Source organism: Variovorax humicola (assembly GCF_037889915.1).
Taxonomy (GTDB): domain Bacteria; phylum Pseudomonadota; class Gammaproteobacteria; order Burkholderiales; family Burkholderiaceae_C; genus Variovorax; species Variovorax humicola.
On record NZ_JBBKZV010000003.1, the window covers coordinates 290,199 to 307,149 of the forward strand.

A 16,951-nucleotide genomic window follows, 5' to 3' on the forward strand; every position below is an offset into this window, starting at 1 on the left:
GCCCCTTTGTCAGTCGTTGCGGGTACGCCCCAGCAATGCGTACAGGACGATCGCGCCGAAGGTCGCGGTGCCGATGCCGCCGAGTGCGAACTGGCCGAACTTCAGCGTGAAATCGCCGGTGCCGATGATCAGCGTGATCGCAGCCACGATGAAGTTCTTGTTCTGCGAGAAGTCGACCCTGTTGTCGACCCAGATCTTGGCACCGGCAATGGTGATCAGGCCGAATACCACGATGCTCACGCCGCCCATCACCGGCAGCGGAATCGCCTGGATCACCGCGCCGAACTTCGGGCTGAAGCCGAGCACCAGCGCGATCAGCGCGGCCATCACGAACACTGCCGTGGAATAGATGCGGGTGGCGGCCATTACGCCGATGTTCTCCGCATAGGTAGTGACGCCGGTGCCGCCCACGCTGCCGCTGACCATCGTGGCGAGGCCGTCGGCCATGAAGGCGCGACCCATGTAGCGGTCGAGGTTGCGCCCTGTCATCGCGGTCACGGCCTTCAGGTGGCCCAGGTTCTCGGCCACCAGGATGATGGCGACCGGCGCGATCAGCAGCATCGCGGGGCCGGTAAAGGTGGGCGCCGTCATGGCCGGCGCGCCGAACCATGCCGCGTTGGCTATGCCGCTGAAGTCCATCGGCTTGCCCATGCCCAGCACGTTGGTCAGCAACGCATAGACGATGCTGGCGAGGATCAGCCCGATCAGGATCAGCAGGCGCTGCACCATGCCGCGCGTGAACACCGCCACCAGCCCGACGCACAGGAACGTGACGGCCTGCATCCACGACTCGAAGTTGCTCGACGCCATGTTCTTGATCGGCACGCTCGCGAGGTTCAGCCCGATGACCGCCACGACCGCGCCTGTCACTACCGGCGGCATGAAGCGCTCGATCCAGCCGGTGCCGACCATCTGCACCAGCGCACCGATCACCACGTAGACCAGGCCGCAGGCAATGATGCCGCCGAGGGCCACCGCGATGTTGTTGTTGGGCCCGGTGCCCGAGTAGCCGCTGGCCGCGATCACCACGCCGATGAAGGCGAAGCTGGAGCCGAGGTAGCTGGGCACGCGCCCGCCGGTGACGAAGAAGAAGATCAGCGTGCCGATGCCGCTCATCAGGATCGCGAGGTTGGGGTTGAAGCCCATCAGGATCGGCGCCAGCACGGTGGCCCCGAACATCGCGATGACGTGCTGCACGCCCATCGCCGCGGTCTGCGGCCAGGGCAGGCGCTCGTCGGGTGCGACGACCATGCCCTGTACGGCCCTCACTTCACGCCATCGGGGCAGATAGGAATCGATCTGGCTCATGTACAAGCTCCGGTTGTGTCGTTGTTCTGGCAGCGCGAGGCTATCCGCGCGGCAGCAGCATGGCCATGGTGATGCGCGAGACGCAGACGAGCTCGCCCTCGTCGTTCACCAGGTCGATGTGCCAGACCTGCGTGGTCTTGCCGCGATGCAGCGGCCGCGTGACGCCCGTGACCCAGCCGCTTCGTGCCGAACGCAGGTGGTTGGCATTGATGTCCAGCCCCACGGCGCGATGGCCTTGGGGGGAGGAGAAGTGGGCGCCGGATGAACCCAGCGATTCGGCCAGCACCACCGATACGCCGCCATGCAGCAGGCCGTAGGGCTGCACCGTGCGCTTGTCCACCGGCACGCGGGCACGCAGGAAGTCGTCGCCGATTTCGGTGAACTCGACGCCAAGGCTTTCGAGGGCGGTGCCTTTGCTGCCCGCGTTCAGTAGTTCGAGGGAAATGGGTTTTTGCCAGATGGGCATGGATGCCTTGCGGATGTAGGAGAAGAGGACCAAAACTATAGCGAGCAAGCTGGCCGCAGTAAGCTGGCGACATGACCGCAGAGCAAGGCCGCGCCGCAGTGCGCAGCATGGAGGTTGTTTGATTTGATGACCCGTCCCGGACGCTGGATCATCGGCATTGCCGCCGCGCTGGTCGCCGTGGTACTGATCGTTGCGGGCGGCTTGGCATGGTGGCTGCCGGGCGATGCGCAGGTCGCGGCGCGGGTGGCCGCGGAGTTCGAGCAACGCACCGGCGTCGGCTTGAAAGTGGGCGCCGCGCATTGGACGCTGCGCCCGGGTCTCGCACTGATCCTCGGCGATCTCGCCACCGTACAGAAGGAGCCCATCACCGTGCACCGCCTGGTGCTGCGCGCGAACTGGCGCGAACTGCTGGCACGGCGCATTCGCGTCGACGAGGTGGAGGTGGAGCGGGCGGTGTTCCCGCGTGCATCGGCGCGCGAGTTTCGTGGACGTGGCGATGAATCGGCGGCGCCCCTCGGCGCCTTCACGATGCACCCGGTGCCGGTGGGGCGGATCCGCTTCCAGGACGTCACCTGGATCGACCGGCGCGGCATCGCGCTAGCCTATGAAGGCGACATCGAATTCGACGCCGGCTGGATGCCGCGCCGTGCCGAAATCGCGCGCCACGGGGTGACGCCGCCCGCGCGCCTGCGACTCGCGCGCGAAGGCGATGACGCCAATCGCTGGCGTACCGACATCGAGGTGGCCGGCGGCACCTGGAGCGGCACTGCCACCGTGCAGACACTCCCCAACCAGAAGCTGCGGTTGCATGCGGACCTGGTGCCGCGCAACGTCGACACCGTCGGACTCACGGCTGCGTTCGGGCGGCAGACAGCCGTCGAAGGCCGCATCAATGGCCGCAGCGAAGTCAACGCGGAAGGCGCCAACCCGGCGGAGTGGTTGCGCGTGCTCCACACCCGCACGCACTTCGCCGTCCGGCCGGCGCTGCTGCGTCGCTTCGACCTGGCCCGGGCGGTACGCACGGCCGGCATCAGCAGGGGCGGCCAGACCGCGTTCGACGAAATCACCGGCACGCTTGACACGCAGGCGACCGAAGCCGGCATCGTGCTGCGCTATACCGACCTGAAGGGCCGCTCCGGCGTGCTCACCGCCAGCGGCAGCGCCACCTTGCTGAACCGCAGGATCGATGGCGAACTGGCGGTCGATGTGGTCGATGGCGTGGTCGGCGTGCCGCTCAAGGTCAGCGGCACGATGGATGCACCGGAGCTGTCGCTCACCGGCGGCGCGCTGGCCGGCGCGACCATCGGCAGCACGCTGTTGCCGGGCGTGGGCACTGCAATCGGCGCACGGGTCGGACAGCGCGTGGAGAAGCTGCTCGGCGGCGACACGGCAAAGCCCCCGACAAGCAGGAAGACGCCTGCCCCCAGGTGACCACCGCAGGAGAAGCCACGCATGAATCCGGATCCGGCCAACAGGCCCAGCGACGAAAACTCTCCCGAAGCGATCGGCCGTGCCGTCGCCGCGGTCGGCCGCATCAGCTCGGTCCCGTCCCTGCTGAAGATCATCTGCAGCAACACGGGCATGGGTTTCGCCGCCGTGGCGCGCGTCACCGACGGCACATGGACGGCCTGCGCGGTGCAGGACGACATCCACTTCGGCCTGCTGCCGGGCGGGCAACTCGATGTGCACACCACGCTGTGCATCGAGGCGCGTGCCGCGCGCAAGCCGGTGGTGTTCGACCATGCCAGCGAAGACCCGGTCTACCGCAACCACCACACGCCGCGGCTCTACAACATCGAGAGCTACATCTCGGTGCCGATCGTGCGACCGGGCGGCGAGTACTTCGGCAACCTGTGTGCCATCGACCCGCGACCGCTGCGGGTGTCCGATGAAAAGACGGTGGCCATGTTCGAGAGCTTTGCCGAACTGATCGGGTGCCAGCTCGACCAGGAAGAATCGCAGCTTGCCACCGAGACCGCGCTGCTCGGCGAACGCACCACCGCCGAACTGCGCGAACAGTTCATTGCGGTGCTGGGCCATGATTTGCGCAACCCGCTGGCGTCGATCGGCGCCCTGGGCGAGCTGCTCGCGCGCCGGGCCTCGGAGCCCGAGATCGAGAAGATCGGCGAACGCATTCGCGGCGCGACACGCCGCATGGCGCGCCTGATCGACGACGTGCTCGACTTCGCGCGTGACCGCATGGGATCGGGGCTGGGGGTCGCGACGGCGGAGGTTTCGGACCTGGGGGCATTGCTGTCCGACGTGGTGTCCGAACTCCGGCTCGCGCATCCCGAGCGGCAGATCGACGAGCACATCGACATCGCGGGCACCGTGTGGTGCGACCGCGGGCGCATCCAGCAGTTGTTGTCGAACCTGCTCGGCAACGCGTTGACGCACGGTACGCGCGACAAGCCCGTGGTGGTCGAGGCGCGGCTGGAGCAGGGCCGGTTTCATTTGTCCGTGGGGAACGGCGGCGAGATCGCACCAGCGAATCTTGCGAAGATCTTCGAGCCGTATTGGCGCCCCGCGGACAGCGAAGCCAAGGGCGGGCTCGGCTTGGGCCTGCACATCTGCTCGATGATCGTCAAGGCGCACGGCGGCAGCCTCGAGGTCAGTTCGTCGGCGGAGACCGGCACGAAGTTCACCGCCCGCGTGCCGATGCCTCCCGCCGCCGAGGCGCCTGACCGGCCACAGGCCAAGCCCCATTGAGCGCGCGGCTGCGCGGCATTACGCTCGCGGCCATGACAGCGCCCAATATCCCGCAGATCCGTCTTTATCAAAACTGGCTGCGCGACACGCGCGGCCTTTCCTTCGATTCCTATGACGCGCTATGGCGCTGGTCCACTACCGAACTCGACGCCTTCTGGCAGAGCATCTGGGACTACATGGGCATGCAGTCGCCGACGCCGCACAGCGCGGTGCTGGCAGTGAACAAGATGCCCGGTGCCGTGTGGTTTCCCGGTGCGCAGGTCAACTATGCGCGCGAGGTGCTTCGGCATGTGAATGTGGCGCACGCGGCCGGCATGCCGGCGATCGTCAGCGACAACGAACTGGGTGAAGTGCGCGAATTGTCGTGGCCCGAGCTCCGGCGGCAAGTCGCCTCGGTGGCGCTCACGCTTAGGTCGCTCGGGGTGCAGCGCGGCGACCGCGTGGCGGCTTACCTGCCGAACGTGCCCGAGACGATGGTCGCGTTCCTTGCGTGTTCGAGCATCGGCGCGGTGTGGAGCGTGTGCGCGCCCGACATGGGTACGGCAGCCGTGGTCGATCGCTTCCAGCAGATCGAGCCGAAGTTGCTGATCGCCACCGACGGGGTGTACTACGGCGGCAAGCCGATCGACCGCAGGGCCGTGCTGCAGGAATTGCGCGAAGCCTTGCCGACCGTGCAGAAGCTGTTGCTGGTCGACAGCCCGCACGCGGCCGTCGCGATGCAGGCGGACGCCCACTGGTCCGATGCGATTGCGCGCGACGATGCCGAGGTTGCGGCCTTCGAACCCGAGTGGCTTCCGTTCGACCATCCGATGTGGATCCTCTATTCGAGCGGCACCACCGGGCTGCCCAAGCCCATCGTGCACGGGCAGGGCGGCGTCATCATGACGATGTACGCCTGCGGCCTGCACAACGACGTCGGTGCGAGCTACGTCGCCAACAACTTCGGCGAGCGCTTCCACTGGTACAGCTCCACCGGCTGGGTCATGTGGAACAGCCAGATGGCCGGGCTGTGCTTCGGCGCCACCATCGTGATCTATGACGGCCATCCCGCGGGCAGCAAGGACAAGCCCGACTGGGGCGTGCTGTGGCGCTTCGTCGCGAAGCACCGTGTCACCTTCTTCGGCGCAGGCGCGGCGTACTTCACCAACTGCATGAAGGCCGGCGTGACGACGGCTGCATGCGGTGACCTGTCGCGCGTGCGTGCGCTGGGCAGCACCGGTTCGCCGCTGTCGGAAGAGGTGCAGCGGTGGGGTACGGAACAATTCAAGGCTGCCGGCTCGAGCGAGATCTGGTGGTGCAACATCTCCGGCGGCACCGACTTCTGCGGCGCGTTCGTCGGCGGCAACCGCGAGTTGCCCGAGGTGCCGGGCCAGATGCAGTGCCGCCAGGTCGGCCATGCGGTCGAGGCGTGGAACGAAGACGGCAAGCCGGTCATCGGCGAGGTCGGCGAACTGGTCTGCACGCAGCCCATTCCGTCGATGCCGCTCTACCTGTGGGGCGACAGCGGCAACGCCCGCTACCTGTCGAGCTACTTCGACACTTACCCGGGCATCTGGCGCCACGGCGACTGGCTCAAGATCGGCGAAGACGGCGGCTGCATCATCTACGGCCGCAGCGACGCGACCATCAACCGCCAGGGCCTGCGCATGGGCACCAGCGAGATCTACAGCGCGGTCGAGGCCCTGCCCGAAGTGCTCGACTCGATGGTGGTCGACCTCGAATACCTCGGCCGCGAAAGCTACATGCCGCTGTTCGTCGTGCTGCGCCCCGGCACGCAACTCGACGACGCGATGCGCGGCAAGATCCACAACGCCATCAAGACATCGCTGTCGCCGCGCTTCCTGCCGAACGACATCTTCCAGGTGGCAGAGATACCGCGCACGCTGTCGGGCAAGAAGCAGGAACTGCCGATCAAGAAGCTATTGCTCGGCCAGCCGATCGAGAAGGTGGTCAACCGGGAGGCGATGGCGAACCCGGGGTGCCTGGATTGGTATGTGGAGTTTGCGCAGCAGAGGGGATGACCCACCCCCGAAGCGCCTGCGGCGCCTTCCCCTCGAGGGGGCGATACCAGCGGCCCGGCAAAGCCGGTTCCGCGGTATCCCTGGTGGAAATGACCCACACCCGATGCGCCTGCGGCGCCTCCCCCCTCGAGGGGGCGCACCCAGCGGCCCGGCAAAGCCGGTTCCGCGGGTGCCCACGAACAGACTTCGCCGTGCTCGTCGTGGTTTCATGCGTCGCGGAAGACGCAAGCGTCGTGAAGCACTGGCATGAACGGGAGGACGTCAATGCGGCCTGACGGCTTCATGCGCAGCGAGCGGGTGCGCGTGGCCCGATGTCTCTTTGACAAATGTGAACTGAAACGCGGACCCGCGGTGTCTATGATGATTCGATGAACGCCAACGCCCCGAACCCGTCAGACATTGCCGACGCACCAGTGCAACTGCCCCACAGCCCCTTGCCGGCCTACTATGGCGATGAGGCCGAGCACCAGCGTTTTCTGCGCCGAATCTTCGACGAGACGGCCAGTGACTACGATCGAATCGAGCGTGTCCTCGCGCTGGGTACCGGGCCCAGGTATCGGAGGATGGCACTGCAACGCGCGGGACTGGCCCCTGGCGACAAGGTCATCGACGTGGGTATCGGAACCGGGCTGGTGGCACGCGAGGCATGTGCGCTGATTGGCGCGGCAGGAAGCCTCGTCGGCATCGATCCGAGCCCGGGCATGATGAAGGAGGTCGCGCTGGGCGGGGTGCAGCTCAGGGTGGGCCGCGCGGAGGAGATGCCATGTGGCGATGGCGAGGCCGACTTTCTCAGCATGGGGTATGCACTCAGGCATGTTTCGGATGTGGGCAAGGCTTTCGCGGAGTTCCATCGGACGCTGCGTCCCGGCGGCAAGTTGCTCATCCTGGAGATCAGCCGGCCCGAAGGGCGGCTCGGCAACGGGTTGCTCAAGGCGTACATGCGAGGTTTCGTTCCCATCGTTGCACGCGTCGTCGCGCGCGGTCGGTCAACGTCCGAGCTCTGGCGCTACTACTGGGACACGATCGAAGCCTGCATCGCGCCGGCCCGGATCATCGAGGCTTTGCAGGCAGCCGGCTTCGAGAAGGTGCGCAGGCACACTGAGGTCGGGATATTTTCCGAGTACAGCGCCGTCAAGCCTGGAGGCGCCGGCCACCCGATCGAGTCGCATACGCCTCCGGCATAGCGCGCGCCTCTACCCTTGCCTCTGCGCGTGCCGCGCGCCGGTTTGCAGCGGCAGTTCGATGGTGGCTGCCAACGGGATGCCAGTGACCCGCTCCCCGCTGGCAACGACGACGGCGCGACCCGATTCGCGCGACATGCCGGCCAGCGTTCGCCACAGGCAACGGATCGACGCGGCGTCCAGACCGCCCGTGGGTTCGTCAAGCAGGGTCAACGGCCGGCTCGATGCCAGTGCGGCGGCGAGCCAGACCTTGCGCTTCGAGCCGGTGGAGAGCATGAACATCGGCTTGCCGATGTGCGGCGTCAATGCGAAGCCTTCGACGAGCGCTTGCCAGCGGAATGCATCGAAGTGCGTATCGCCGTCGCGCAATGAGGCGGAACATTCCAGCGCCGTCACCTTGTCGAAGGCATCGGTGTCCGGGTCGATGAAGAACACGTTGCGGCGATAGGCCTCCGCTGCCGTGTCGAGACGAATACCTGCAATGGACAGGCGTCCCGTTGCCGCCAACGTGCCGGCCATGATGCGCAGCAACGTCGACTTGCCGCTGCCCGTGTCGCCATGGAGCAGCGTGATTCCAGCACCGATCGAGGTGGTCCATCGCGTGGCGAGCGGGGGCTGCGCCGGGTATGCAAAGCCCAGGTCTTGCAGGTGCAAGACGGCGTCATGTGGGGTCGTCATCGATGTTCAGCGATCGACAAAGCGCACGGTGCTGTTCGCCGCCGCGTTCGCGTGCAGGCTGCCGATCGCCGCGGCACGGTCAAAGCCCGCCGCATGGAACGCGCCGAGCACGGACGCCACGGCGTCGACGCTGCAACTCACCAGCAAGCCGCCGCTGGTCTGAGGGTCGGCAGCAAGGTCGCGTTGCCATCCTGCTTCGCCGGCTGCCCAGTCGATGTTCGCGCCGTAGCCGTTCCAGTTGCGTGCGGATGCGCCGGTGACGACGCCTTGCTTCGCGAACGCAACGGCCGTGTCGATCAGCGGCAAGTCCGCCCATCGCACCTCGGCCGAAAGTGTCGAGCCGCGACAGATTTCGAGCAGGTGGCCCGCCAGGCCGAAGCCCGTCACGTCGGTCATCGCATGCACACCGGGCAGGCTGGCCAGCGTCGTGCCGACGCGGTTGAGCTGCGTCGTCAGCCGGATCATTTCCGCATGGCCGGCCGCATCGAGCAGGCCCTTCCTGAGCGCCGCCGACAGCACGCCCACGCCGAGCGGCTTGCCCAGAACCAGCACATCACCGGCCTGCGCATCCGCATTGCGCCGCACGCGGTCCGGATGCACGAGGCCCAGCCCGACCAGGCCGTAGATCGGTTCCAGCACGTCGATGCTGTGGCCGCCCGCGATCGGTATGCCCGCCTCGCGGCAGATGCTCGCTCCCCCTTCGAGCACCCGGCCGATCACCTCCGGCGGCAGCTTGGCAATGGGCATGCCGACCAGCGCCAGCGCAAGGATCGGCGTGCCGCCCATGGCATAGATGTCGGAAAGCGCATTGGCCGCGGCGATGCGGCCGAAGTCGTAGGGGTCGTCGACGATCGGCGTGAAGAAGTCGGTGGTCGCCACCAGCGCCTGGCTGTCGTTGAGCCGGTAGACCGCGGCGTCGTCGCTGGTTTCGGTGCCGACCAGCAATTCGGGTGGGACCAGGCCTTGCGGGGCGCGTGCAAGAATCTCGGCGAGCAGCCCGGGGGCGATCTTGCAGCCGCAACCCCCACCGTGCGAGAACTGAGTGAGGGCAATGGGTTCCATGACGCTGGATTTTGTCTCGATGGAGTGCGGGGCCGGCCCGGATTGTGCCAGCCGGGGGTCGACGTCGCTGCCGGCGGTGCTCCCATGACGCAGCGCGCGCCGGTCCGCGTGGCCGACCTGCCGTCGTTCGACACGCTCGTCGATGCACGCTCGCCGGCCGAGTTCGCGCTGGACCACATTCCGGGCGCCATCAACTGTCCGGTGCTCGACGATGAAGAGCGCCGCATCGTCGGCACGCTCTACAAGCAGGCCGGCGCCTTCGAGGCCCGGCGCGTGGGCGGCGCGATGGTGGCGGCCAACCTGGCAAGACATCTGCGCGAGCAGTTCGCCGACCGGCCCGCCCACTGGAAGCCGCTCGTCTACTGCTGGCGCGGCGGACTGCGCAGCGGCTCGATGGTGACCTGGCTGCGGCTGGTCGGCTGGGACGCGCAGCAACTCGCCGGCGGCTACAAGAGCTTCCGGCACCACGTACTGGCCCAACTGGAAGCGCTGTGCCCCCGGTTGCGCCTGCTGGTGATTTGCGGCGCCACGGGCAGTGCCAAGACGCGCGTGCTGCATGCACTGGCGGCGCGCGGCGAGCAAGTGCTCGACCTGGAGAACTGCGCCCTCCACAAGGGATCGCTGCTGGGTGCGTTGCCGGGCGTGGCCCAGCCGTCGCAGAAGGCGTTCGAAACGCGGATCGTGACGGTGCTCGACGCCATCGACCTTTCCCGCACGCTCTACCTCGAAGGAGAAAGCGCTCGCATCGGCCGCCTCTCGCTGCCGCTGCCGCTGGTGGCGCGCATGCGCGCGGCGCCGTGCGTCGAGATCCAGGCCACGCCCGCGGCGCGGCTGGACTACCTGCTGCGCGACTACGCCTATCTTGGCGACGACCGCGAGGCCCTGGCGACCAAGCTCGGCCTGCTCAAGGAACTGCAAGGCAAGGAGACCGTGCGTCGCTGGCAGGAATGGGCGAGGGCGGGCGACCTGCCGCATCTCTATGCCGAGTTGATGGCGCTGCACTACGACCCGCACTACGAGCGATCGCAGGCACGGCATTTCCTGTCGTGGGCGCAGCGCAGGGAAGTGCAGGCGACGGACCTGTCGGACGCGGGCGTCGAGGCCATCGCCGACGCGGTGCGAGCCCTGTAGCGAGGCCGGAAAGCACAGCGCATGGCATAGGCCACGCGGAGGATCGCGCGGGCGCGCCGTCGTCGCTAATCTGCGCCCATGGACGCGAACCACTACTTCCACGAGACCGATGCCCAGGCCCTGCGCGCTCATTCGCGCACGGCTGTTGCCTGCGCAGCGCCGACGTCCGCGGTGACGTTGGCCGCGCAGCGGATCACCACGTTCGTCGTGGTACTGGGATGCCTGCTGTTCGCCATGGGCGGTGCGTGCCTGGCCATTGCGGGCCAGGGCAGCAGCGAACGCTGGACCGGTGTCCTCGGCGTGTTCTTCTTCGGCGGCAGCCTCCTCGCAATGATGATGGAAGTGCGCCCACGACACTGATCGACCGATGCCCCCCGACCCACCGCAAGACGACCCGACCGTCGTGCTGTCGCCCGACGGCATGCTGCGCGTCGAGCACCGGCACTACGACGACGATCGTGCCGGTCCGTGGGATACGGTGCGGGTGGTCGCGCTGCCAGGCGAAGAGGTCCTGGTGCAGGTGCCGAACCGCGGCGTGACGGCCGAGCCGGTGGCCTTTCCGGACCCTGGCGTTGCGGTGGTGTCGGTGACCGACAGCCAGGGCCATTGGCGGCAGTTGCGCATCGATGCGATGAAGCGCGTCTTCAGGCTGTCGCCGGGCGAGGTCGACGAGGCGCTGGATTTGCTGCCGCAACGGCTGGGCTTCACCGGGCCCGCGCTGCGCTACTCCCCGCCACGGCGCCCGGCCACGCTGGGGCAGCGAATCCTCATGGTCATCCTGGCGGTCGCGAGCCTGGTGTTCGTGCTCGGTGGCCTGTGGATGGCGGTGGCGGGGCACACGAGCACGGACCGGTGGAACGGTGCGCTGGGCATGTTGTTCTTCGGCGGCTGCCTGGCGATCGCATTGCGGGATTTGCGGCCGGGGCGGTGAGGAAGGCAGCGAGATTTCGTTTCCGGACGGTACCCGTCCCCGAAGTGACCGACCAAGTCATGGGCTTTCCCGAGAGAGGCTTCAAAAGGCGAGCACTCCCGGCGTTCAAACCAGTCTGGCAATATTCCTGTTCCGTGGTTTTCGCAGGAGCAACGCCATGCCATCCGGTTCGATGCAGTCCGTCACCGCTATCCGACCCAGCCACGAAGTTGCCACCAGCCAGGGGCTGCCGTACTTCGTCGGCATCTCGGGACACAGTGCCGGCGCGAGTGGCCTGTCGATGCACCTCGTGGTGATCCCGCCGGGCGCGCGGTCCGAGCCGCATTTCCACGAGGGTCATGAAACGGCCATCTACGTCCTGCACGGCCGCGTCGAGACGGTGTACGGCGATGGGCTCGCGCAGTCGGTGGTCAGCGAGGCGGGCGACTTCCTCTTCATCCCGCCGGGCGTGCCGCACGTGGCCATCAACCTGAGCGCGTCGGAGCCGGCGCGCGCCATCGTCTCGCGCAACGATCCGGCGGAGCAGGACAAGGTCCGGCCGTACCGGTTGCCTGGTGCCGCTTGATTCGAGCGCTATAGCGGCGCGGCGTGCGCCACCGCCGTGGCGACCGCTGCGCCGCCCGATGCCATCAGGCCCAACGCCCACACCTTGTCCAAGTCGAGCCATGCGGAGCGAAGCGCGCGCAAGCCGAGGTAGCGATAAACGACCCACGCGGCCGCGAGTCCCGAGCCGATCATCGCGGCGGTGTGCACCAGCGACACGGCGACGGCCGTGCGCACACTCGTGCGCATGAGGTCCATCACCGCCGCGTGATCGAAGGGGCTCGTAGCGCCGGTGGCTCCCGCTGGCATCGGCGTATCGCACAGCCCCATGAGGATCGGCAGCAGCATCAGCGCAGCGCCATGCGCCGTGGCCATCAGGAAGGACCAGAGCGCCAGCTGTGTCGGCTTGATGCGCGCGAGCCAGCGGTGGCGGTGCGGCAGCAACAACTGCGATGTGCCGAACAGCAACACGCCCACGCCGACGGCGATGCGGATCTCGCGGCTCCACTGGAGCAGCCACGCCAGCACTGCGAACGGCACCAGCACCAGCGCCATGGCGAGCAGATGCCCCGCGCCCAGCGGCAACCAGCTGTCGAACACCGCGCCGCCGCGTTTCTCGCCCAGCCCGTTGGCCACGGCCAGCGGCCAGCCCATCGCGGGGTTGAGCCCGTGGTAGATGCCGATGGCCACCACGCCGGCCCAAAGCGGCCACGACTGTGCCAGATCGCTCACCTCAGTGGTCCAGCACGCCAGCGCGTGCCCCGCGATCTGCGAAGCAACATTTCACGCCGACGAATAGCAGAACGAATCGGTTGAGCAGTCGCCGCCCTGCAGCCGGATCTGGTGCGCGCCGTATTCCGCCCCGAAGTCGACGCAGAACTTGTTGTCGAGTTCGATACCACCGTTCGCGCCGACGTTGCACATCACCTGCCGGCCCGGTACACCATCAGGATAGAACTGCGCGTCCCACTTGCTGTAGAGCGAATTGGTGAAGTAGACGCGCTTGCCGTCTCGGCTGATCTCGGTCATCTGCGGGCCGCCGCCGAAGGCAGAGCCGTTCGGATGCGGCGTGTGCTTCGCGATGCCGCCGATGCGCACGCTGCCCGCCAGCTTCGGGCTCATCGGGTCGGTCACGTCGTACTGCCGGAGCTCGCCGGTGCCCCAGCACGCGACGTAGAGGAAACGGTCGTCCAGCGACAGGTCGATGTCGCTGATGAGCGGTGGCACGGCACCAAAGCCCTTGAGCAGCGGCGGCAGCACCGCCGGGTCTGCAGGCTCCGGCGAAACCACCGCGGTCTTCTTGGCGTGGAACTGGCCGCCCTCGCGCCACCAGGTCCAGATCGAGGCTTCCAGATTGGTGGTATCGATGCACACGCCCACGAACCCGTACTCGCGTGCCGGATCGTGCGCAGGGCGCACCTCCAGTGCCATCTGGTGGTTCTCGCCCAGGTCGATGGTCTGCACATGGCGCCGGGCGCTGAGCTCCCAGAAATGGAGCCGGTGCCCATAGCGGTTGGCCAGCAGATCCTCGGCCACGATGCCGTTCTCGATCTGCGGGGGCAGGGCCCATTCGCTCGACACCATGTAGTCGCGCGGCAGGTTCCACCAGAAGTCGTAGTGCAGCTTCTGCGGCCCGCGATCGATCTCCCATTTGCCCATGACTTCGAAGCTCTTGCAATCCATCAGGAAAACGCCGGGCGGACCGTCCATGCCGTCGGTGCCGCCACCGCCGACCGTGCTGATGTAGAGGCCTTCCGGTCCGCAGTGAACCGTGTGCGGGCGCGAGTAGCCGGTCTTGCGGGTGACCTCTTCGGGTTCGATCACCCGGGCAATCGTCGGGCGGACCGGGTCGGGATGCGTGTCCAGGATGTAGACACGCGATGAGCGAAGGCCCGGGACGACCAGATAGCGCCGTTTCAGGAAAGCATGGCCCGACATCGGCGACAGGGCCGAGCTGCACGCGTTCCAGCCGAAATGATGGAATTCGTCGCCCTTGTTCGGCATGTCGACCCGGTGCAACACGGTGCCGTAGGTGGGGGAGGCCGGATCCACATCCACGACGGCCAGCGCGTCGGGCCGCGAGGCGTCGGGCGAGAGCAGCGCCGTGTAGGCGATGCGCTCGGGTTCGGCCTCCATCGCCAGGCGCGGCGAGGGATGGAACGTGGGGTCGGTGCGCAGAGACTCGAGCATGTCAGGCTCCTGCAAAAAAGCACGGCCCGACAGTATGCGCCGACAGCGGCTATTTCGGCGCGCGTTTTTCCAGGAAGGCGTCGATACCTTCGCCGGCATCCTCTTCCATCATGTTGCGGGCCATCACGTCGCCGGCATAGGCGTAGGCTTCCGCCAGCGCCATCTGCCGCTGGCGATGGAACATCGACTTGCCGTAGCGCACGGCAGCCGGGCTCTTCGTAAGAATCTGCGCTGCTTTCCGCGCGACCGCCGATGGAATGTGGTGGGGAGGCAGCAAGGCTACTCCCAGCCCATCCGCCGCAACAGGTCCGCGTTGTCCTGCGCGCGCTGGAGATTGGGGTCGCCTTTGGAAGGGACCGCCTCGATGGAGGCAATGTAGTCTGCCGGCAGCCCGTGGTATCTGGCGCCGGCAACGACGAGGTGCTTGTACCAGTGATACGGAAGCAGCTTCAGGTCGATGTGCGTCGACTGGGCTTCATAGACAAAGGGCGCGTGCGTCGACCCGTTCAGCCGCACCTGCACCCGATGGTCCATGTAGCCGTTGCCCCGGCCTTCGGCAATGTCCAGCGCGCCCTTCTCATGCGCGTCGAATTCGTAGAGTACGCCGTAGGCCATGTGCTGGCTCCCCGCGGCCTTGTCGAGCAGGCACTTGCCGGAGTCGTCGTGGCTTCGCTTGTGGAACTTCAGAATGCAGCCCGGCAGTTCGACAACCCCGATCACCCGGGCCGAAGGCACCCGCGCAGCGAGCCGCATCGGGTGCAGGTTGGAGCCGTAGGCGAGGTACTGGACTTTGTCGGACATGCGCGGATTATTGGCGCGATGCCTCCGCGCCTGCAGCGGCGGCAAGTTCCGGGTTTACCCCCGCGCATGCGCGCCATCGCAGGCAGATCATGTCCGGCCGACTTTCAACGCTACGGAGACATGCTCAATGACCGAAGTGACCGTTGACCCGGCCCAGGCCGCGACCACATGGCTTGCCGATTTCGGCGCCGCACTCGCCAAAGGCGACATCGATGCTGCCGTCGCCCTGTTCGAGACCGACGGCTACTGGCGCGACCTGGTGTCCTTCACCTGGAACATCCGCACGCAGGAAGGCGCCGACGCCATCCGCGCGATGCTGAAGGCGCGCCTGGCCGACACCGCGCCGTCGAATTTCGCCATCGAAGGCGAGGCGAGCGAGGCGGGTGGCATCGTCGACGCGTGGTTCACCTTCGAGACCCGCGTCGCGCGCGGACGCGGCCACCTGCGCCTGCGCGACGGCAAGGCCTTCACGCTGCTGACCACGATGACCCAACTCAAGGGCTTCGAGGAAAAGACCGGCGCCGAACGCATCAAGGGCGCGGAGCACGGACAGCAGCCGGGCCGCAAGACCTGGCTCGAGAAGCGCAAGGAGGAACAGGAAACGCTCGGCTACACGAAGCAGCCGGAAGTCGTGATCATCGGCGGCGGGCAGGGCGGCATCGCGCTCGGCGCGCGGTTGCGCCGCCTGGGCGTGCCGACCATCATCGTGGAGCGCAATGCGAAGCCGGGCGACTCCTGGCGCAAGCGCTACAAGTCGCTGTGCCTGCATGACCCGGTCTGGTATGACCACCTGCCATATCTGCCCTTCCCGGACGACTGGCCCGTGTTCTCGCCGAAAGACAAGATCGGCGACTGGCTCGAGATGTACACCAAGGTGATGGAACTCAACTACTGGGGCGGCACCACGGCGAAGAAGGCGCGCTTCGACGAGGCCAGGAAGGAGTGGGAAGTCACGGTGGAACGCGACGGCAAGGAAGTCGTGCTGCGGCCAAAGCAACTCGTCTTCGCGCTCGGCGTGTCGGGCTATCCGAACGTGCCGAAGATCGAGGGCGCCGAGAACTTCAAGGGCGACCAGCATCACTCCAGCGCGCACCCGGGACCAGAGGCCTACAAGGGCAAGAAGTGCGTGGTGCTCGGTTCGAACAATTCAGCCCACGACATCTGTGCTGCGCTGTGGGAAAACGGCGCCGACGTGACGATGATCCAGCGCTCGTCGACGCACATCGCGCCGTCGGACTCGCTGATGGAACTGGCGCTCGGCGGCCTGTATTCCGAGGAGGCGGTGAAGAACGGCATCGACCACCACAAGGCCGACCTGATCTTCGCGTCGGTGCCGTACAAGATCATGCACAGCTTCCATATCCCCGTGTACGAGGAGATGAAGAAGCGCGAAGCGGATCTCTATTCGCGGCTGGAGAAGGCCGGCTTCATACTCGACTTCGGTGACGACGGCTCGGGCCTGTTCATGAAGTATCTGCGGCGCGGCTCGGGCTACTACATCGATGTGGGCGCTTCGGAACTGGTGGCCAACGGCAGCATCAAGTTGAAGAGCGGCGTGAACATCGCGCGCGTCAACGAGCGCTCGGTGACGCTGACCGATGGCACCGAGCTGCCGTGCGACTTGCTCGTGTACGCGACGGGCTACGGCTCGATGAACGGATGGCTCGCCGACATCATTTCGCCCGAGATCGCCGACAAGGTCGGCAAGTGCTGGGGCCTCGGCTCCAGCACCACCAAGGACCCTGGCCCGTGGGAAGGCGAACTGCGCAACATGTGGAAGCCGACGCAAGTCGACAACCTGTGGATCCACGGCGGAAACCTGCACCAGTCGCGCCACTACTCGCAGTTCCTCGCACTGCAGTTGAAGGCGCGCATGGAGGGGATTCCGACGCCGGTCTACGAGCGCGCGCCGTCGTTCCACAAGCGCTGA

General features: G+C 66.9%; 16 protein-coding genes and 1 pseudogene. 9 read left to right on the plus strand and 8 right to left on the minus strand.

Annotated features, from left to right (window positions below; all coding sequences use genetic code 11):
- Positions 1-9 precede the first annotated feature (9 nt).
- The gene (locus tag WKW80_RS08320; protein ID WP_340363087.1) at positions 10-1,308 is read right to left on the minus strand and encodes a solute carrier family 23 protein; all 1,299 of its coding nucleotides are present in this window, start codon (positions 1,306-1,308) and stop codon (positions 10-12) included.
- Positions 1,309-1,348: 40 nt separating this feature from the next.
- On the minus strand, positions 1,349-1,774 hold the full coding sequence (locus WKW80_RS08325) for a hotdog fold thioesterase (RefSeq protein ID WP_340363088.1): 426 nt from the start codon (positions 1,772-1,774) through the stop codon (positions 1,349-1,351).
- 126 nt (positions 1,775-1,900) lie between these two features.
- Between WKW80_RS08325 and WKW80_RS08330 the strand changes: the two genes are divergently transcribed.
- The 4 genes from WKW80_RS08330 to WKW80_RS08345 all read left to right on the plus strand — a co-directional run bounded on the left by WKW80_RS08330 (position 1,901) and on the right by WKW80_RS08345 (position 7,688).
- Positions 1,901-3,205: an AsmA family protein gene (locus tag WKW80_RS08330; RefSeq protein ID WP_340363089.1), complete on the plus strand. Its 1,305-nt coding sequence runs from the start codon at positions 1,901-1,903 to the stop codon at positions 3,203-3,205.
- Positions 3,206-3,226: 21 nt separating this feature from the next.
- Complete coding sequence (locus WKW80_RS08335; RefSeq protein ID WP_340363090.1) at positions 3,227-4,483, plus strand: GAF domain-containing sensor histidine kinase; 1,257 nt, start codon at positions 3,227-3,229, stop codon at positions 4,481-4,483.
- Between the two features lie 32 nt (positions 4,484-4,515).
- Complete coding sequence (locus WKW80_RS08340; RefSeq protein WP_340363091.1) at positions 4,516-6,504, plus strand: acetoacetate--CoA ligase; 1,989 nt, start codon at positions 4,516-4,518, stop codon at positions 6,502-6,504.
- Between the two features lie 368 nt (positions 6,505-6,872).
- Positions 6,873-7,688, plus strand: a complete 816-nt coding sequence (locus WKW80_RS08345) for a class I SAM-dependent methyltransferase (protein WP_340363092.1) — start codon at positions 6,873-6,875, stop codon at positions 7,686-7,688.
- A 9-nt stretch (positions 7,689-7,697) separates the two neighbouring features.
- On the opposite strand, the gene WKW80_RS08350 is transcribed toward WKW80_RS08345, so the two are convergent.
- Positions 7,698-8,363: an ABC transporter ATP-binding protein gene (locus WKW80_RS08350; RefSeq protein ID WP_340363093.1), complete on the minus strand. Its 666-nt coding sequence runs from the start codon at positions 8,361-8,363 to the stop codon at positions 7,698-7,700.
- 6 nt (positions 8,364-8,369) lie between these two features.
- Positions 8,370-9,425 carry a selenide, water dikinase SelD gene (gene selD, locus WKW80_RS08355; RefSeq protein WP_340363094.1) on the minus strand — a complete coding sequence of 352 codons (1,056 nt, stop codon included), beginning with the start codon at positions 9,423-9,425 and terminating at the stop codon, positions 8,370-8,372.
- Positions 9,426-9,509: 84 nt separating this feature from the next.
- Between selD and mnmH the strand changes: the two genes are divergently transcribed.
- The 4 genes from mnmH (at position 9,510) to WKW80_RS08375 (ending at position 12,052) form a co-directional block, all read left to right on the plus strand.
- Positions 9,510-10,556: a tRNA 2-selenouridine(34) synthase MnmH gene (gene mnmH, locus WKW80_RS08360; protein ID WP_340363095.1), complete on the plus strand. Its 1,047-nt coding sequence runs from the start codon at positions 9,510-9,512 to the stop codon at positions 10,554-10,556.
- A 78-nt stretch (positions 10,557-10,634) separates the two neighbouring features.
- On the plus strand, positions 10,635-10,916 hold the full coding sequence (locus tag WKW80_RS08365) for a hypothetical protein (protein WP_340363096.1): 282 nt from the start codon (positions 10,635-10,637) through the stop codon (positions 10,914-10,916).
- Between the two features lie 7 nt (positions 10,917-10,923).
- A complete protein-coding gene (locus WKW80_RS08370; RefSeq protein WP_340363097.1) occupies positions 10,924-11,487 on the plus strand; it encodes a hypothetical protein in 564 nt (187 codons plus the stop codon).
- Between the two features lie 157 nt (positions 11,488-11,644).
- Positions 11,645-12,052 (plus strand): cupin domain-containing protein, encoded by a 408-nt coding sequence (locus tag WKW80_RS08375; RefSeq protein WP_340363098.1) that lies wholly within the window; start codon positions 11,645-11,647, stop codon positions 12,050-12,052.
- 8 nt (positions 12,053-12,060) lie between these two features.
- Here WKW80_RS08375 and WKW80_RS08380 read toward each other — a convergent pair whose 3' ends face one another.
- The 4 genes and pseudogenes from WKW80_RS08380 to WKW80_RS08395 all read right to left on the minus strand — a co-directional run bounded on the left by WKW80_RS08380 (position 12,061) and on the right by WKW80_RS08395 (position 15,021).
- Positions 12,061-12,762, minus strand: a complete 702-nt coding sequence (locus WKW80_RS08380; RefSeq protein WP_340363099.1) for a hypothetical protein — start codon at positions 12,760-12,762, stop codon at positions 12,061-12,063.
- 51 nt (positions 12,763-12,813) lie between these two features.
- The gene (locus WKW80_RS08385; protein ID WP_340363100.1) at positions 12,814-14,220 is read right to left on the minus strand and encodes a selenium-binding protein SBP56-related protein; all 1,407 of its coding nucleotides are present in this window, start codon (positions 14,218-14,220) and stop codon (positions 12,814-12,816) included.
- A 49-nt stretch (positions 14,221-14,269) separates the two neighbouring features.
- Positions 14,270-14,521: pseudogene (locus WKW80_RS08390) on the minus strand (enoyl-CoA hydratase-related protein); the annotation flags it as partial.
- Positions 14,500-15,021, minus strand: a complete 522-nt coding sequence (locus tag WKW80_RS08395; protein ID WP_340363101.1) for a gamma-glutamylcyclotransferase family protein — start codon at positions 15,019-15,021, stop codon at positions 14,500-14,502. The gene WKW80_RS08395 and the pseudogene WKW80_RS08390, both read right to left, overlap by 22 nt.
- A 127-nt stretch (positions 15,022-15,148) precedes the next feature.
- Between WKW80_RS08395 and WKW80_RS08400 the strand changes: the two genes are divergently transcribed.
- Positions 15,149-16,951, plus strand: a complete 1,803-nt coding sequence (locus WKW80_RS08400) for an NAD(P)/FAD-dependent oxidoreductase (protein WP_340363102.1) — start codon at positions 15,149-15,151, stop codon at positions 16,949-16,951.

Excerpts from the sequence above, each read along its gene's own strand:
- WKW80_RS08320 (WP_340363087.1), bottom strand. The coding sequence starts at position 1,308 with ATGAGCCAGATCGATTCCTATCTGCCCCGATGGCGTGAAGTGAGGGCC.
- WKW80_RS08325 (WP_340363088.1), bottom strand. The coding sequence starts at position 1,774 with ATGCCCATCTGGCAAAAACCCATTTCCCTCGAACTACTGAACGCGGGC.
- WKW80_RS08330 (WP_340363089.1), top strand. The coding sequence starts at position 1,901 with ATGACCCGTCCCGGACGCTGGATCATCGGCATTGCCGCCGCGCTGGTC.
- WKW80_RS08335 (WP_340363090.1), top strand. The coding sequence starts at position 3,227 with ATGAATCCGGATCCGGCCAACAGGCCCAGCGACGAAAACTCTCCCGAA.
- WKW80_RS08340 (WP_340363091.1), top strand. The coding sequence starts at position 4,516 with ATGACAGCGCCCAATATCCCGCAGATCCGTCTTTATCAAAACTGGCTG.
- WKW80_RS08345 (WP_340363092.1), top strand. The coding sequence starts at position 6,873 with ATGAACGCCAACGCCCCGAACCCGTCAGACATTGCCGACGCACCAGTG.
- WKW80_RS08350 (WP_340363093.1), bottom strand. The coding sequence starts at position 8,363 with ATGACGACCCCACATGACGCCGTCTTGCACCTGCAAGACCTGGGCTTT.
- selD (WP_340363094.1), bottom strand. The coding sequence starts at position 9,425 with ATGGAACCCATTGCCCTCACTCAGTTCTCGCACGGTGGGGGTTGCGGC.
- mnmH (WP_340363095.1), top strand. The coding sequence starts at position 9,510 with ATGACGCAGCGCGCGCCGGTCCGCGTGGCCGACCTGCCGTCGTTCGAC.
- WKW80_RS08365 (WP_340363096.1), top strand. The coding sequence starts at position 10,635 with ATGGACGCGAACCACTACTTCCACGAGACCGATGCCCAGGCCCTGCGC.
- WKW80_RS08370 (WP_340363097.1), top strand. The coding sequence starts at position 10,924 with ATGCCCCCCGACCCACCGCAAGACGACCCGACCGTCGTGCTGTCGCCC.
- WKW80_RS08375 (WP_340363098.1), top strand. The coding sequence starts at position 11,645 with ATGCCATCCGGTTCGATGCAGTCCGTCACCGCTATCCGACCCAGCCAC.
- WKW80_RS08385 (WP_340363100.1), bottom strand. The coding sequence starts at position 14,220 with ATGCTCGAGTCTCTGCGCACCGACCCCACGTTCCATCCCTCGCCGCGC.
- WKW80_RS08395 (WP_340363101.1), bottom strand. The coding sequence starts at position 15,021 with ATGTCCGACAAAGTCCAGTACCTCGCCTACGGCTCCAACCTGCACCCG.
- WKW80_RS08400 (WP_340363102.1), top strand. The coding sequence starts at position 15,149 with ATGACCGAAGTGACCGTTGACCCGGCCCAGGCCGCGACCACATGGCTT.